This is a genomic window from Clostridium ihumii AP5, assembly GCF_000612845.1.
In the GTDB taxonomy this organism is placed as follows: domain Bacteria; phylum Bacillota; class Clostridia; order Clostridiales; family Clostridiaceae; genus Clostridium_J; species Clostridium_J ihumii.
In genome coordinates, this window is record NZ_CCAT010000072.1 from 1 (window position 1) to 16,048 (window position 16,048).

Consider the following 16,048-nt stretch of genomic DNA (forward strand, 5'->3'; position numbering starts at 1 on the left):
AATACCCCATACAAGCCCTAGAAGGACTATGATTTTTTTATTTCCAATTGCACTTTTTAAACCAAAATGATATAATGTTTTTACTGTGAATATCGTTTTGGTTTTTTTAAGACCTTTAATTTTGTGCTTCAACACATTATTAAAGGTCTTTTAGTTTTGTAAATAAATTCCATTATGGAAATTATATTTAATGCTTGTACACTTTTAACCGTATTCATATTTTCTTTATACCTTAGCATCATCATTAACTTTATTCATATTTTCTTTGTATGGGCTAGTAAATACCCCTATATCTAAGTAATTATTTTCTAAATAGTCCTTTAGCTGTTTCATGTTGTATATACCTATCTTGTTAAGTTTCTCCCATCTTTCCTTAACTGCATCACTCATAGTATTATCAGTATTAATAATGTCCACCACCCTATTTAAATTGATTTTTATCTACATTTTTTAATATTTCTATTGTCATCTCTAAAATTTGTACATCCTTATCACAAGTTTCTATCATCTCAAATTCTTTACAATCTGATTTCAAATCATCTAAGTGTTTTATAATGTATTCTTTCTTTTGATTCAGTTGCTCTTGATTCTTTTCAAGAGCAACATTTTGTTTTTTATCTTTATCCATGACGTTTTTCCTCTTCCAATAAAGTCTTTCTTTGAAATTTTAAATTTTTCAATGCTTGTGTGTGTATTTCTCTATCTATATCCCTTGTGTCTTTTTCTATTGCTGCTTCTAATATCTTTATTGTTGTATTTATTCGTTCTAAATCACTAGCCACTTCTACAGTGGGTATTCCTTCATTCATTTCTATACCTCTTTTTTAAAATTACTTTTATTTAATTTCTAATTAGCCTTTCTGACATTTTGCATATATTTATAAAATTATCTTGATTTGTAAGTCTATTAAATCCAACTCTATTAAATTTGATATCTTGTTCTGCAATCTTAAGTATTTCTTTAAACTCTTCTTTTGTGGTAACAGCTCTTAATTGTTTTAAAAAATTGTTTACCACTTTTACATCCCCTTTTCGTAAATATCTATTTAATTAAACTTTTTAATGATGTTTCTAAACTTAGTTCCTCTACTCTACTGATAGCCTCTTGAAATAGTCTCCTAGTAAATATAGCTGTGACTTCTACTCCCTCAAATTCATCTATTACAAATTGTATTAACTTATCTATTACTTCTTCTCTTTTTTCTGTAGTAACATATAGTGTTAATTCTTCCATCTTAACCCCTACTTTCCATATTCAAATTCGCAATATTTTGATTTTCTACATTTTTCCACATATAATGTAATTATCAGCTTTGCAGAGCTGAAATAACTTTTATATGAAAGGTTTGATTTATATGAATACTACTGACAATGATTCTGTTAACAATTCTAAAGCTATCCTTGATGTTTTCCCTGAATTCTACAATGATGCTTTAAAACCAGCTACACAAGAAATTGGTGAACTACTTAAACTTATTCCTGAAAGTGCCAATGCCGCTTTATACAAGATACGTCTTTGGATAGCAAAACAAAAACTAATTGAAGATGCTACATTAGACTTAGTTACTTCAAAATTTAAAGATATTGACCCTAAAAAAATAGTTCCACCTGAACCACATATTGCAATTCCAGCTATACAAGCTATGTCTTATTGCATGGATAATAATGAGCTTCGTGAACTATATTCAAATTTAATTGCTAGCTCCATGAACTCTGATAAAAAAGATTTTGTTCATCCTGCTTTTGTTGAAATTATTAAACAATTATCTCCTTTGGATGCAATTAATCTTAAATTAATTTTTTCAAAGAAATCATGTCCTGTTGTTAATTACTTTGTGCAATCTGATGACCACATTGAAAGTGTTTATTATAAAAAATACGTATTTCTTGATAATAATAAATATTTCAATGATGTTGATGCATGTTCTGTATCCATTACAAATTTATTTAGACTATCTCTTATAGATATTGATTTTACTAGGCAGATTAATGATACACTTTATGATAAATTTTTATCACACCCTGTTTTTACTGAACTAAAAACACTTTGCGATAAAGCTAAACTAACCAATGAAACACTTACCGCTAATAGTTGCTATATTTACGAAACTGTTGACGGTCTCCCAATTGCAAACCTAAATGTTCCTTCTATTGAGAAAGGATTTATTCAATTAACCCCTTTAGGTAAATCATTTACCGAAATTTGTATTAACTAATTCTTATGTGCAACAAAATCTAAAACCTGTGATTCTGTTGCACATGCTATAAGCGAAGTGTTCATAATTATAGCCATTAGAGACAGTTTATATAATATTGTATTTCTATTAAAAGCTATAATTATTTTGCATGATATTATCGATAAGATAATACTTATAATTCCAGTTCCTATGTCTACACCGTTCATTTTTTATCCCTCCTATGATTCTTTTTAGACAGCTCTATTTTTTATCAATTACAGCTTGACACTTTTCTGAAATTGCTGTTCTAAATTGTTTAATATATTTATTTATCATTCGCACCTCAACAATCATAATTGACTCAGTTATAATTGCTGATACTATTACGCTTATTGCTACAGTTCCCCAATTTATAATCATAATTTATTACACCTTCCTATATGAAAATTTCTTTTTATAAAGATAAAGAATAACTGGGTTTTTCTATAAGATGCTTTTTAAAATTGCATCAAGTCTATCTAAGGTTCCATCAATATTAATTAAGTGTTCAATCAATCTATTACCATATATCTCTACCTCACATGTTCTAAGAAAATAAATTATAATAATGAATAATTGTGCTATAGCTAACCACATTTGAACTCTTGTATGTTTTTTCATTCTCTTATCTACTATTTCTTTTATTAACTGCTCTTGACCCTCCATTTCAAGAGCAGTTAATGAACTTTCACTTTCTTTGCTCATTTATTAATCCCCCATTATTTTTTAACTGCTTATTCATTCTTCCAAAGGTTGCTACCCTCATTTTCAAGCTATTATCTACATCATTACGATTTCACCGACCTATCGAGAAGTGTTCGCTTTTATATATTTGATAAACTTTATCCTCTGATGTTCTTACCTTTTTCCATACCTGCCATAAATGCAATTCCTGCTGTTAATAGCATTTCTTCCTTACTTGGTTTTTCTTTTCTAAATATAGTTAGTAGTCTTTCAACTAGCTCATCATTTTCTTTATTTTTCAAAATTTCTGTCATAACAACTCCTCCTCTACAAAATCATTTGTATTTTGTTTGTTAAAAACATTATAATTCTATATTTTGTGCTTGTCAATACTTTTCTTTTTTATTTTTGTGTTTGACAAACATTTTAGCTAATGCTATTATTTCTTTATAGAAAGGAGGTCTTTAGAGTTGGAAACCTTTGAACGTATAAAACATTTAAGAAAAGATATTTTAAAACTAAATCAAGAAGACTTTTCCAAAAATATTGGAATATCTCGTTCTAACATTGCAAATATTGAAGTTGGAAGAATTAAATTGACTGATAGAGTTATATCTGATATTTGTAGAGAATTTAATGTTGATGAAGAATGGCTTAGAACTGGTAACGGCAATCATATATTTGTTCAAACTCCAGATGACGAACTTAAACGCCTTGCAGAAAAGTATAACTTTAATGATGCAGAATATAATTTTTTCTCACAATATGTAAAACTAGATATATCTAAACGTCGTGCCTTGGTTGAATTTTTAGAAAACTTCACATCTTCTAATAATGAAGATTGTGCTTGTGAATATGAAGATGCATCTAATAATGAAAAGAGTATTGAAGAACGAATTGCTGAAGCTGAAAGAGAACATGAAATTAAAGTACTTGGAAAGAAACCTGAGCAATTAGACACTCGAGATAAAATATTAAATTTCAAACCAAATGATAAATCTGATAAAGAACATGCTTAAAAATTAAAAAACTATGGATAAATGGGGGATTTTATAATGAGAAAAAAATATACTAATGAAATGCCAATAACTGCTGATAAATATAATTCCTCTTATTTTACATCTGAGGAATTATATATATAAAACATCTAATAGACTGTAATAACAAAGGTGTTATTTGTCTAGAATATTTCAGAAGAAAGAAAAATAAAAGGATGTGACTATATGGAATTAAATAAGAATCAAGTTTACACTTATGAGGATTATTTAAAAACTCCTGAAGGTGATGTTTTTGAAATACTAGATGGTCAAGTATTTAATCATCCTGCCCCTAGTAGAATACATCAGGATTTAATTATGGAAATTTCATCAGAAATAAGAAATTATATTAAATCTAATAATGGACCATGCAAAGTTTATACTGCTCCTTTTGATGTAGTTCTTGTAAATGAAGGTGAAATTGAAAATAGCAGTAAAAATGTTGTTCAACCTGATATTTCAGTTATATGTGATAAAAATAAATTAACTGATAAAGGCTGCACTGGTACACCAGATATGATTATTGAAATAGTTTCTCCTAGCAATGCTAGTCATGATTATGTTAAAAAATTATTTTTATATGAAAAATATGGTGTAAAAGAATATTGGATAGTGAATCCAATGGAAAAAGTAGTATCTATTTTTTCTTTTAATGGTCAACGTTTTGGAGAACCTAAACAATATACCTTTGATGATAAGATAAAAGTTAATATTTATAATGATCTAGATATTGATTTTAAATCATTAAATCTTGAGTAACTAGCTATCTAGTTATTAAATAAAGTAGTGTTTTTATCAATGCACTCAAAAAAATAAAGGATTGATGCACTTCTAAATACATCAATCCTCTTGATATTAATAACAACCAAAATGTGATATTAATACCTGTGTAAGCAACTTGTATTTTATCACATTTTCTTCTTATTTAACAGTTTTGAAGGGAATGAATTTATTATGAAAAATAAAATAGCAATATACGTTAGAGTTTCTACACATCATCAAATTGATAAGGATTCTTTGCCACTACAACAAAAGGATTTAATTAATTACTCTGAATATGTACTTGGTTCTAAGGATTATGAAATATTTGAGGATGCTGGATATTCTGCTAAAAATACGGATAGACCTAAATACCAAGAAATGATGACTAAAATTAGAAATGGTGAATTCTCTCATCTTCTTGTATGGAAGATTGATAGAATATCTCGTAATTTATTAGATTTTTGTGATATGTATGAGGAACTAAAAAAATATAATTGTACTTTTGTAAGTAAAAATGAACAATTTGACACATCTTCTGCCATGGGTGAAGCAATGCTTAAAATAATTTTAGTCTTTGCTGAACTTGAAAGAAAATTAACTGGTGAAAGAGTTACATCTGTTATGCTTGATAGAGCCAGTAAAGGATTATGGAATGGTGCTCCTGTTCCTCTAGGTTATAAGTGGAATAAAGAAATTAAATTCCCTGTTCCTGATCTAGAAGAAACTCTTACAGTTAAATATATATTTAATAATTATAAAGATACTGAATCAACTTCTGCCGTAAGAAATTTATTAAATTCAAATAGAATTAAAACTAAGAAAAATGGTGAATGGACCACAAAAACAATATCTGATATAATTAGAAACCCTTTTTACATAGGTACTTATAGATATAATTATCGTGAATCTGCCCATGGTAAAAAGAAAAAAGAAAATGAATGGATAGTTTTAGAAGATAATCACGAAGGCATTATTGACAAAGAGCTTTGGCAAAAATGTAACGATATTATGGATGTTAATGCACAAAGAAATAATGCTAGATTTAGAGGAAATGTTAAAGTTCATGTTTTCGCTGGATTATTAGAATGTGGTGAATGTCATCATTCTTTTTATTCAAAACAGGACAAGCCTAATCAAGATGGTTTTATACCATCCTTCTATTGGTGTAGTGGTAGATATAATCATTTAGGCTGCAATCAAAAAACAGTTAATGAAAATATTATAGGAAGTTTTACTTTTAATTATATATCTAATTTAATTACTGTTTATAAAACATTAAGAAAACCAACTATAACTAAATTAGAGTCATCACTTCTAACTGGATTGCCATTTAAAGATGTAGTTGGAATCGAAAATATTGAAGATATCTACAATGCTGTATGCTTCTCTCCTTCCAATAAATTTAAAAAAGTAAATGATACTGATAGTGAAAACAATAATAATAGTTTTGAATTAGACAATTTGAAAAAAGAAAAGAATAAATTTGAAAGAGCTTTAGAAAGATTGGAAGATTTATATTTATTTGATGATGAAGCTATGTCTGAAAAAGACTATCTAATAAAAAAGAATAAAATCAATTCTAAGCTATCTGAAATCAATTCTAAGCTATCCGAATTAAAAAAGAATATTATTCCATCTGATGAATTAAACTTTATTTTATTAGCTGATATGGCACTATTAACAAATCGAATATCTAACATGACTAAAAATGAAGATATAAATTATAAAAACTTAGTAATTGATGCTGGTAGAGAAAACCTTAAAGAATTTGCAAATACAATAATTGATACAATAATTGTTAAAGATAAAAAGATTTTAAGTATAAAATTTAAAAATGGATTAGAAAGTAAATTTATTTATAACTCTTAACCCGCTATTTTAGTGGGTTTCTATTTCCTACTATCTAAGTTCAATTGACAACCCCAAGTTTCTATAAAATATTTTAATTTATTTTTCATCTAATCATTCTCCTTTGTGAAATTATAATCAATTTATTTAAATCATATTCAAAATAAAATTACATTAATAAATATATTTTTGAATAAGACTATAACCATTATATTATATATAATTTCTATATATAATTAAAGTTTTTTAATGCTAGCCATAATATTTATTTTCAATTAATAATCCTTTTTACATTTTATACAACAAAATTTATTTTTTGAATATTTAATTTTTATTGTATTATTGAAAAATTTTATATTTACTGTATAATTAAGTTAATGTGAATTTTTAGAATTTTGCTAATTTTCATATTGTTGGGGTATGTTAAATTTTTTTACTTTTTATGGGGGTGCAAATCATGAATATAAAATTTGCTGAAAGAATGTCTAACATAAAAGCTTCTGAAATTAGAGAGCTTTTAAAATTAACTGCAGAACCAGAAATAATTTCATTTGCTGGTGGATTACCTGCTCCAGAATTATTTCCAAAAGAAAAACTAGCAGAAGTTGCAAAGGATGTTTTAACAAATGAAGGTGCTTTTGCTCTTCAATATGCTACTACTGAAGGTTTTAATCCACTTAGAAAAATAATTGTGGAACAAAGATTAGCTCCAGCTGGAATAAAATGCGATATTTCTAACATAATGATTACTAATGGTTCTCAACAAGGTTTAGAATTTTCTGCAAAGCTTTTCATAAATGAAGGGGATGTAATTCTTTGCGAAAGTCCAAGTTACCTTGGTGCTTTAAACGCTTTTAAAGCTTATGGTCCTAAATTCATAGAAATACCTATGGATGAAAACGGCATGATTATAAGCGAACTTGAAAAAGCATTAAAAGAAAATGATAATGTAAAAATGATATATACTATTCCTGATTTCCAAAATCCTAGTGGAATAACTATGTCATTAGAAAGAAGAAAACGTTTAGCTGAAATTTCAGGAAACTATGAAATACCTGTAATTGAAGATAGTCCATATGGTGAGTTAAGATATGACAATGAAAAATTACCACCAATTAAATCTTTTGATGAAAAAGGATATGTTGTAAACCTTGGTACTTTCTCAAAAACATTCTGTCCTGGTCTAAGACTTGGCTGGATTGTAGCAGATAAAGAAATACTTCAAAAATATATTATGATAAAACAAGGTGCTGACCTTCAATGTAATACTTTAAGTCAAGTTATAGCTGCAAGGTACATGGAAAAATATAATTTAGATGAACATATAGCTTCTATTGTTGAAGTTTATAGAAAACGTAGAGATTTAATGATTGAAAATATGAAGCTTTATTTCCCTAAAGATGTTAAATTCACTATACCTGAAGGTGGATTATTCACTTGGGTAGAACTTAGAGAAGATTTAGATGCTGCTGTTATAATGCAAGATGCTTTAAAAGAAAAAGTAGCTTATGTTCCAGGTAAATCATTCTTCCCTAACGGAGAAAAATCAAATTACTTCAGACTTAATTATTCAAACATGAGTGAAGATAAAATAGTTGAAGGTGTTAAGAGACTTGGAAAAGTTCTTGATAAATACTATAAATGTTCTTGCTGTAGTTCTTTAGAAGAAAGTGCTGCTGCTAAAGATAATAATTAAAATTTTATAATTTACTTTGGAAAATTATTCTAATGTGAATAAATTGTAAATGAAATCTTTAACTTATATAAATTTACAATTATATTTCTAAAGTTATTTATTTAAAAACTGAAATACTTTTTAAAGTGAAACATATAATAATATTTTAAAATGAAAATATACTTAAATTTTAATTTATTTTTGATTTTAAAATTATTATTGTTTCGCTATACAACTAGGTTCAAACATTATAATTTTAACTTATATATTTATTTCTTAATTTTATGACTACTATGTATTATGCTTAAAATTTTGCCAATATTTATATGAATAAGTTAAATTTTAAAGTTTGAACCTTTTTGGTTTTTTATGCCTAAAATAAGTTTAATCATTAAATATAAACTTATTTTCTTACTTTTTTTACAAATCATACTTTTCATAACTTAAATTTTGATGTATGATTTATATATATAATTATAATAAAAATTTAACATGTTTTATTTATTTTCACAGTTATACTTGAAATATTTTTTATAAAATTACTCTTTATAGGGAATTATATAGATATAAGGAGGGATTTTTATGAGAAATGTTAAAAATGATAGTGAATATAAAACTGTTAATGTTTATAATGGTATAGGTGACAGAGGTTATTTCAATGGTAGGCGCAAAAACATGTCCGTGTTTGATGTTAAGTGTTGCTCAAATTCCTTTTGTGACACTGTAAATGATTCCATTGACAATAACTTAAATCAAAATAATTTGTTTTAACAGATGGAGGATTAAAAAATAATGAAATTTTCAAATCGTATTCAAGAAATGAACTATTCATCAATTCGTAAATTAGTTCCTTATTCTAATGAAGCTAAAAAGAGAGGAATTAAAGTTTATCATCTTAATATCGGTCAACCTGATATTGAAACACCTTCAACTTTTATAGAAGGTATCAAAAATTATAATGAATCTGTTTTAAAGTATGCTCAATCTCAAGGTATTGATGATACTATTGAAAGCTTTAGAAAATATTACAAAGAATGGAATATAGACTTTGATAAAGATGAATTATTAGTTACTGCTGGTGGTTCTGAAGCAATATCTTTAGCATTTATGGCTATTGCAGATGTTGGTGATGAAATTATAATTCCTGAACCATTCTATGCTAACTATAATGGATTTGCTCAAGTTGCCGGAGTAAATGTTGTTCCATTCTTAACAAAAGCTGAAAATGGATTTCACTTACCAGCTAAAGAAGAGATTGTAAGCAAAATAACTGATAAAACTAAAGCCATAATGATTTCTAACCCAGGAAATCCAACTGGAGTTGTTTACACAAAAGAAGAAATAAGAATGCTTGCTGATATAGCTAAAGAGCATGATATTTATCTTATTTCTGACGAAGTTTATAGAGAATTCGTATATGATGATTTAAAATACACTTCTGCTTTATATATGGATGATGTATTAGATAGAGTTATATTAATAGATAGTATTTCTAAACGTTATAGTGCATGTGGTGCTAGAATTGGTTTAGTTGCATCTAAAAACAAAGAACTTATAGCTCAAATCTTAAAAATATGTCAAGCAAGACTTTGTGTTCCAACAGTAGAGCAAGTTGCAGCTGCTAACTTAATAAATACACCTAAAGAATATTTTGAAAAAGTAAAAGCAGAATATGACAACAGAAGAAATGTAATGTATGATAAATTATGTAAAATTCCAGATATCGTATGTGAAAAACCTACTGGAGCATTTTATATAATGGCTAAATTACCAATTGAAGATGGCGAAGATTTTGCTAAATTTATGTTGTGTGATTTCAATCATGAAGGTAAAACTGTTATGGTTGCTCCTGCTGAAGGATTCTACTCAACTCCTGGACTTGGAAAGAACGAAATTAGACTTTCTTACTGCTTAAATGTAGATGCTATAGCAGATGCTATGGATATATTAGCATTAGGACTTGAAAAATATAGAAACTTAAAGATTAAATAATCTAAAAATTAATAAAAAAAGATAAATTGACATCAATTTATCTTTTTTTGTTTTGAAATGAAAATTTTTTATCATTTTTCATCACTTCAAAACCTGAATCTTTATAAACTTTTAATGCAGGATAATTGTTTCCACTGCACTTTAAATATACTTCACTATGCCCCATATCTAAAGCTACATTAATCATCTTTTGTATTATAAGCTTACTGTATCCATTTCCTCTAAATTTCTCTATTATTCCTAAATTAACTATAAAAAGGCCCTTTTCTTCTAAAATAAGTTGACCATATCCTATTGCTTCATTGTTAAACATTAAAAAGAATGAAGTATCTTCTAAATAATAATCTTGACTTTCTTCAAGTATGATATCTTGAATATCTAAATCTATTCTATTTTTATTTCTAAAAATATCATTTTGAATGTTACATCTTAGTTCTTCATCTACGCCCTTGACAAAGCTTTTAAAACTAAGTTCTTCACCTAAATCTAAATCACAATATTTCAAATCCGACTTTTTCATATTACATACTGATTCTACTTCAGTAAACCCTACTTTAATTAGCATTTTTTCCTCTTTTAAACCCTCTTCTAAATCTATCTCATCTATTTCAAAATATCTATCCTTTGGAAATTTATAAAAAAACCCCCTGTATAATGATACACTATCTATATTATTTTCTACATTTAACATTATTCTATTTATTTTATATTTATTTTCTTCATATCTTACTACCCACATATAACCTATATATTCTTTGTTCATTTTTAATAGTACAATATTTTTTCTATAAAAAAGTTTATATATAAATGATAACTCCTCATACTCATCAATAAATTTCTTTTCTAAATGACTATGTATTATATCTTTTGCTATTAATTCCTTTAAATTCTTCAAATTTTTTAGGTTTAAAAATTCATATTTGTACATTTTCCTTGTATAACTCTCCATATCACAAACTATAGGGTTTTTATTTTATCTTATAAATCAATAAGATACATGACAAATTACCTGCCATGTATCTTAAAATCATTCTTTATTACATTTCGTCTACTGCTTTAATGCTTAAAGAAATTCTCTTTGTTTCTTCATTTGTTTCTAATATAACAGCTTTTATTTCTTGACCTACTTTTAATACTGAGCTTGGTCTATCAACTTTTTTATCGCTGATTTGAGAAATATGAACTAATCCATCTACACCTGGTTCTAATTCAACAAATGCTCCAAAGTCAGCAAATCTAACTACTTTTCCAAGTACTACATTACCAACTGGATATTTTTCATTTACATTTGACCATGGATTTTCTTGTAATTTTTTTAAACTTAAAGCAAGTTTTTTGTTTTCTTTATCTACATCTAATACGTAAACTTTTATAGTTTCACCTATTTTAACTACTTCTTTAGGACTTACAACTTTATTCCATGACATTTCAGATATATGAAGTAAACCATCTACTCCTTGAACTTCTACGAATGCTCCAAAACTAGATATTCTTCTTACTATACCTTCAACTACAGTATCTTTTTCAAGATTGTTCCAAGTTTGCTCTTCTTTTTTATCTTTTTCACCTTGAAGAATTTCTCTTCTTGAACCAACTATTTTCATTCCATTTCTTTGTTTTTCAAATTCTATTATTTTTACTTTTATAGTTTTGTTCATGTACTCAGATAAATTATTAACTTTTTCAAGTGAAATGTGAGATGCAGGTATAAATACTCTTATTCCTTTATATGTAGCTATAACTCCGCCTTTTACTTCATTTGTTATTTTAACTTCTATCTCTTCTTTGTTTTCAAATATAGATTTTAATTCTTTTTGGATTCCTTCTCTTTCAATTTCTATTCTTGAAACAACTATATATCCATCAGAATTCTTAACACTTATAATTTTGGCTTCTATCATTTCACCAACATTTATTATTTCATTTAATTTTGCATTTTCATCTTTAGTAACTTCAGCTATTGGAAGTAATCCTTCATTTTTAGCTCCTGTTATTGTTAAATATGCTTCCTTTTCAGAAACTTTGAAAACCTCACCTTTTATAACTTTTCCAACTCTAAGCTCCATATTATTATTCATATACGCTTCGTATTGTAACATTTCATTTTCCATAACTTCATTTTTCATTTTTAACACAGCCTCCTTAATTATCCAATCTGGTGTTGATGCTCCTGCTGTTATACCTATCTTATTTGCTTTATGTATAAATTCCATCGGTATTTCACCAGCATTCTCTACATGGATTGTATTTTTACAATTTTTCTTACATATTTCATAAAGTTTAGTTGTATTTGAGCTATTATATCCACCTATAACAACCATAGTATCTACTTCTTTTGATAAGTCATTTGCTGCTTTTTGCCTTACCTCTGTTGCATTACATATAGTGTTTAATGCAACAACTTCAGAGCACTTATCACTAACCATATCTAAAACTTTGTCAAAGTTACATTGTTTTTCAGTTGTTTGTGATACTACAAATATTTTTTTAGGCAAATTTTGTAATAACTCATCACCTTTTGATATTATAGCAGTATTATTGCACCATCCATTAATTCCAATAACTTCTGGATGATCTTTATCTCCTACTATTAAAATTCCATATCCTAAGTCGTAGTATTCTTTTACTTTCATTTGAATTTTTGTTACATAGGGACATGTAGCATCTACTACATTTAACTTTTTAGAATGCAACTTTTCAAGAATACTCTTTGATATTCCATGGGATCTTATTATTATTACATCACCTTCTTTAAGGTTGTCTATACCATTAATATCTATATGATATATATTATTCTCTTCAAGCAAATTTACAACATCATTATTATGTATTAAAGGTCCTAAAGTATATATTTTGTTTTTATATTCCTTTTTCTTATTTAAAGCTGTATCAACTGCTCTTTTTACCCCAAAACAAAATCCTGCTTCCTTTGCTAAAAGTATTTGTCTCATGTAATCACCACCTTGATATTGCACCTACTATCATTTTAACATATTATATAAAAATTAACTAATATTATTTAGAAATTTTCTCTTTAATATTATTAGATATAACCTCTACAACATCATCTATTCCTAAATTAGATGAATCTATTTCTATTGCATCATCTGCTTTTACTAGTGGATCTTTTTCTCTTGTAGAATCTATATAATCTCTCTTCTTTATATCTTCTAATAAATCATTAAAATTAACTTCTATATTTTTAGATTTTAATTCTTCAAATCTTCTTTGAGCTCTTGTTTCTGCAGTTGCTGTTAAATAATATTTGAACTTAGAATCCTTTAAAACAACGGTTCCTATATCTCTTCCATCCATTATAACATCATATTTTTTAGCTATATCTTGTTGCATTTTAACAAGTTTTTCTCTAACTTCTGGTATTTTTGCATAATTAGAAACATTATTGCTTATAACTGGCATAGTAAGTTTTTCAGTTATATCTTCTCCATTTAAAATAAGATTATCTCCATCAAAATGCATTTCTACACTATTTAAAACTTCCATAAGTCCTTGTTTATCACTTGGAGAAATGTTTTTATTCATAGCAATATAAGTTATTGCTCTATACATTGAACCAGTATTTATATACATTAAATTAAATTTTTCTCCTACAATTTTTGCAATTGTACTTTTTCCTGCTCCTGCTGGTCCATCTATGGCAACTGACATACTCATCTATAAATCTTCCTTCCTAATATATATAGTATTTAAGAAATCTACTTTCAATATGCATATTTCTTTATAATTTATTATTTTATATCTTTTCTTAAATTTGACGCACCTTTTAAATATATAAATTTTACATCTCTATCTTCTTCATCACTTAAAACAGTAACTCTTATACATAAATTTAAGGAATTTTCTACTTCCATTTCATTAAAGTGCATAATACTAACTTTATCAAGCCCAAAATGCTTGCGTACAAAAGCACCAGGATATGCCTTATTTATATCATTAGTACATGAGAACAGTAATACTTTTATTTTATCTAAATCTAATTTATTTTCTTCTATTAATTTTTCAATAAGCTCTATAGTATTGTTTTCTATCTCTTCTACTGTATTTTTTTGTATTGTTATTGCGCCCCTAATAGATAACATATTAATTACTCTCCTAATTTCATTCCTGCTAAGTGTCCTGTAGAAAAAGCTATTTGGACATTATATCCTCCAGTATAAGCATCTACATCTATTATTTCACCTGCAAAACTTAAATTGTTTATTATTTTTGATTTCATAGTGGATGGATCTATATCTTTAGTATTCACACCACCAGATGTTACAATAGCTTCTGCAACTGGTCTTAATCCTTTATATTCTAATTTAAAATCATGTATTAAATCTATAAAGTTTTTTCTCTCTTCTTTTGTTATTACATTAACTTTCTTTTCTTCTGGTATTCCACTTAAATTTATCATAACTGGAATAAGCTTTTTAGGAAATAAGTTATCCAATGAATTTTTGAAATCTTTATTCATATTTTCTTTAAAATCTTTTTGAACTCTTTTATCTAATTCATCTATACTTAAAGCCGGTTTAAAATTAATTGATATTTTATATTCCTCATTTCCTTTAATGTTACTACTAGCACTTAAAACTAGTGGACCTGATATTCCGAAATGAGTAAATAACATTTCACCAAGTTCTTTAAAAACAACTTTATTTTTACTATTTCTTATAATAAGTTCAACATTTTTTAATGATAATCCTTGAAGTTCTTTAATAAAATCATCCTTTAATTCTATTGGCACTAGTGATGGTTTTAATTCTACAATATTATGTCCCATATTTTCCATTAAAGATAGCATACTACCATCTGAACCAGTTTGAGGATATGATGCTCCACCACCACAAATTATAAAATGATCGCCTTCTATTTTACGTCCATCTTCTAATATAACTTCAGTAATTTTATCATTTTTTAATGTAAAGTTTACAACTTTGCTATTAGTCATTACTTTTATATTTGATTTTCTTATTTCGTTTTCTAATGTTTTTATTATATCTGAAGATTTATCGGAAAGTGGAAATACTCTATCTCCTCTTTCAACTTTTAACTTAGTACCTCTACTTTCAAAAAAGTTCATAGTATCTTCATTTGTAAATGTATATAATGCACTATATAAGAAATATGGATTAGTAGGTATATGTTCTATAAACTCACCTATATCTTTTCCATTTGTAACATTACAACGTCCTTTTCCTGTTATAAAAAGTTTTTTACCTAACTTCTCATTTCTTTCTATTAATAAAACCTCATGATTTTGCGAAGCAGAAATAGCAGCCATCATACCTGCTGGACCTCCACCTATCACAATAACCTTTGACATTGCTTCACCACCTATTATATAAGTTATATCTATTTTTATAATTTAATAGTGTTATAAATATTTAAAATAGACTTCTTTTTTTATTCATTTAATGTTTAATTTACATTGTTTTTATTTATACTCAACTTATAAATTATACTCCAAAATTCTATATACAAACAAGTATTAAATTATTTTTATCAATTTAATCTAAGTTAATTTATTTTTTATAAATAATCACTTCATACTTAATTATTGATCAAAACTATAATATTGTTATAGAGTTCCAATCTAAAATTTTAAATAATAGGTTTCTCAAATGATATTACTAATCTTACAGTTTATTTTTATTTTTATATTTGGAACCAAGTAAAAGTTAAGAGTGAAAAGTGAAAAGTTATAGTTGGTATTACTCACTTCGCTTTTAATATCTAAAAATAGAAATGCTTAAAAACTACGTTTTTATATTGTTTTCAACTAATTTGCTCTGCAGATTTAATAAAAAATCATTTTTAAAATTGAATCT

General features: G+C 26.5%; 21 protein-coding genes. 7 read left to right on the forward strand and 14 right to left on the reverse strand.

What is annotated here, in order from left to right; genetic code table 11:
• Nucleotides 1-225: 225 nt before the first annotated feature.
• The 5 genes from BN346_RS21760 to BN346_RS15500 are packed head-to-tail and all read right to left on the reverse strand — an operon-like array spanning nucleotide 226 to nucleotide 1,234.
• Nucleotides 226-417, reverse strand: a complete 192-nt coding sequence (locus BN346_RS21760) for a hypothetical protein (RefSeq protein WP_148361116.1) — start codon at nucleotides 415-417, stop codon at nucleotides 226-228.
• Between the two features lie 4 nt (nucleotides 418-421).
• Complete coding sequence (locus tag BN346_RS15490; RefSeq protein ID WP_040329810.1) at nucleotides 422-628, reverse strand: hypothetical protein; 207 nt, start codon at nucleotides 626-628, stop codon at nucleotides 422-424.
• Entirely contained in the window at nucleotides 621-809 is a 189-nt protein-coding gene (locus tag BN346_RS15495) for a hypothetical protein (RefSeq protein WP_040329811.1), read from the reverse strand. The genes BN346_RS15490 and BN346_RS15495 overlap by 8 nt, the downstream gene beginning before the upstream one ends.
• A gap of 31 nt (nucleotides 810-840) precedes the next feature.
• Entirely contained in the window at nucleotides 841-1,017 is a 177-nt protein-coding gene (locus BN346_RS21975; protein ID WP_187372145.1) for a hypothetical protein, read from the reverse strand.
• Nucleotides 1,018-1,042: 25 nt separating this feature from the next.
• Entirely contained in the window at nucleotides 1,043-1,234 is a 192-nt protein-coding gene (locus BN346_RS15500) for a hypothetical protein (RefSeq protein WP_040329812.1), read from the reverse strand.
• Between the two features lie 121 nt (nucleotides 1,235-1,355).
• On the opposite strand from BN346_RS15500, the gene BN346_RS20660 reads away from it, so the two are divergent.
• Nucleotides 1,356-2,216, forward strand: coding sequence for a DUF4393 domain-containing protein (locus BN346_RS20660; protein WP_051540451.1), 861 nt, complete (start codon nucleotides 1,356-1,358; stop codon nucleotides 2,214-2,216).
• Here the strand turns inward: BN346_RS20660 and BN346_RS15510 are convergent.
• The 4 genes from BN346_RS15510 to BN346_RS21770 all read right to left on the reverse strand — a co-directional run bounded on the left by BN346_RS15510 (nucleotide 2,213) and on the right by BN346_RS21770 (nucleotide 3,214).
• On the reverse strand, nucleotides 2,213-2,404 hold the full coding sequence (locus BN346_RS15510; RefSeq protein WP_040329813.1) for a hypothetical protein: 192 nt from the start codon (nucleotides 2,402-2,404) through the stop codon (nucleotides 2,213-2,215). The two genes, BN346_RS20660 and BN346_RS15510, sit on opposite strands and share 4 nt — an antisense overlap.
• 34 nt (nucleotides 2,405-2,438) lie before the next feature.
• On the reverse strand, nucleotides 2,439-2,597 hold the full coding sequence (locus BN346_RS21765; protein WP_158644505.1) for a hypothetical protein: 159 nt from the start codon (nucleotides 2,595-2,597) through the stop codon (nucleotides 2,439-2,441).
• A gap of 63 nt (nucleotides 2,598-2,660) precedes the next feature.
• Nucleotides 2,661-2,921, reverse strand: coding sequence for a hypothetical protein (locus BN346_RS15515; RefSeq protein ID WP_040329814.1), 261 nt, complete (start codon nucleotides 2,919-2,921; stop codon nucleotides 2,661-2,663).
• A 137-nt stretch (nucleotides 2,922-3,058) separates the two neighbouring features.
• Nucleotides 3,059-3,214 (reverse strand): hypothetical protein, encoded by a 156-nt coding sequence (locus BN346_RS21770; RefSeq protein ID WP_158644506.1) that lies wholly within the window; start codon nucleotides 3,212-3,214, stop codon nucleotides 3,059-3,061.
• A gap of 156 nt (nucleotides 3,215-3,370) precedes the next feature.
• On the opposite strand from BN346_RS21770, the gene BN346_RS21195 reads away from it, so the two are divergent.
• The 6 genes from BN346_RS21195 to BN346_RS15545 all read left to right on the forward strand — a co-directional run bounded on the left by BN346_RS21195 (nucleotide 3,371) and on the right by BN346_RS15545 (nucleotide 10,214).
• Entirely contained in the window at nucleotides 3,371-3,919 is a 549-nt protein-coding gene (locus BN346_RS21195; protein ID WP_081771036.1) for a helix-turn-helix domain-containing protein, read from the forward strand.
• A 204-nt stretch (nucleotides 3,920-4,123) separates the two neighbouring features.
• Nucleotides 4,124-4,696 carry a Uma2 family endonuclease gene (locus tag BN346_RS15525; RefSeq protein ID WP_040329815.1) on the forward strand — a complete coding sequence of 191 codons (573 nt, stop codon included), beginning with the start codon at nucleotides 4,124-4,126 and terminating at the stop codon, nucleotides 4,694-4,696.
• A gap of 195 nt (nucleotides 4,697-4,891) precedes the next feature.
• Nucleotides 4,892-6,568, forward strand: coding sequence for a recombinase family protein (locus BN346_RS15530; RefSeq protein ID WP_040329816.1), 1,677 nt, complete (start codon nucleotides 4,892-4,894; stop codon nucleotides 6,566-6,568).
• A 436-nt stretch (nucleotides 6,569-7,004) separates the two neighbouring features.
• Nucleotides 7,005-8,243: an aminotransferase-like domain-containing protein gene (locus BN346_RS15535; protein ID WP_040329817.1), complete on the forward strand. Its 1,239-nt coding sequence runs from the start codon at nucleotides 7,005-7,007 to the stop codon at nucleotides 8,241-8,243.
• 561 nt (nucleotides 8,244-8,804) lie between these two features.
• Nucleotides 8,805-8,993, forward strand: a complete 189-nt coding sequence (locus BN346_RS15540) for a hypothetical protein (protein ID WP_040329818.1) — start codon at nucleotides 8,805-8,807, stop codon at nucleotides 8,991-8,993.
• 21 nt (nucleotides 8,994-9,014) lie between these two features.
• A complete protein-coding gene (locus BN346_RS15545) occupies nucleotides 9,015-10,214 on the forward strand; it encodes a pyridoxal phosphate-dependent aminotransferase (RefSeq protein ID WP_040329819.1) in 1,200 nt (399 codons plus the stop codon).
• Between the two features lie 37 nt (nucleotides 10,215-10,251).
• On the opposite strand, the gene BN346_RS15550 is transcribed toward BN346_RS15545, so the two are convergent.
• From BN346_RS15550 to BN346_RS15570, 5 genes are all read right to left on the reverse strand, one after another.
• Nucleotides 10,252-11,109, reverse strand: coding sequence for a GNAT family N-acetyltransferase (locus BN346_RS15550; RefSeq protein ID WP_158644507.1), 858 nt, complete (start codon nucleotides 11,107-11,109; stop codon nucleotides 10,252-10,254).
• Nucleotides 11,110-11,251: 142 nt separating this feature from the next.
• A complete protein-coding gene (locus tag BN346_RS15555; protein ID WP_040329821.1) occupies nucleotides 11,252-13,165 on the reverse strand; it encodes a bifunctional 4-hydroxy-3-methylbut-2-enyl diphosphate reductase/30S ribosomal protein S1 in 1,914 nt (637 codons plus the stop codon).
• Between the two features lie 64 nt (nucleotides 13,166-13,229).
• Nucleotides 13,230-13,889: a (d)CMP kinase gene (gene cmk / locus BN346_RS15560; protein WP_040329822.1), complete on the reverse strand. Its 660-nt coding sequence runs from the start codon at nucleotides 13,887-13,889 to the stop codon at nucleotides 13,230-13,232.
• A gap of 74 nt (nucleotides 13,890-13,963) precedes the next feature.
• On the reverse strand, nucleotides 13,964-14,314 hold the full coding sequence (gene aroH, locus BN346_RS15565) for a chorismate mutase (protein ID WP_040329823.1): 351 nt from the start codon (nucleotides 14,312-14,314) through the stop codon (nucleotides 13,964-13,966).
• A gap of 5 nt (nucleotides 14,315-14,319) precedes the next feature.
• The gene (locus BN346_RS15570) at nucleotides 14,320-15,543 is read right to left on the reverse strand and encodes a BaiN/RdsA family NAD(P)/FAD-dependent oxidoreductase (protein WP_040329824.1); all 1,224 of its coding nucleotides are present in this window, start codon (nucleotides 15,541-15,543) and stop codon (nucleotides 14,320-14,322) included.
• Between the last annotated feature and the right edge of the window lie 505 nt (nucleotides 15,544-16,048).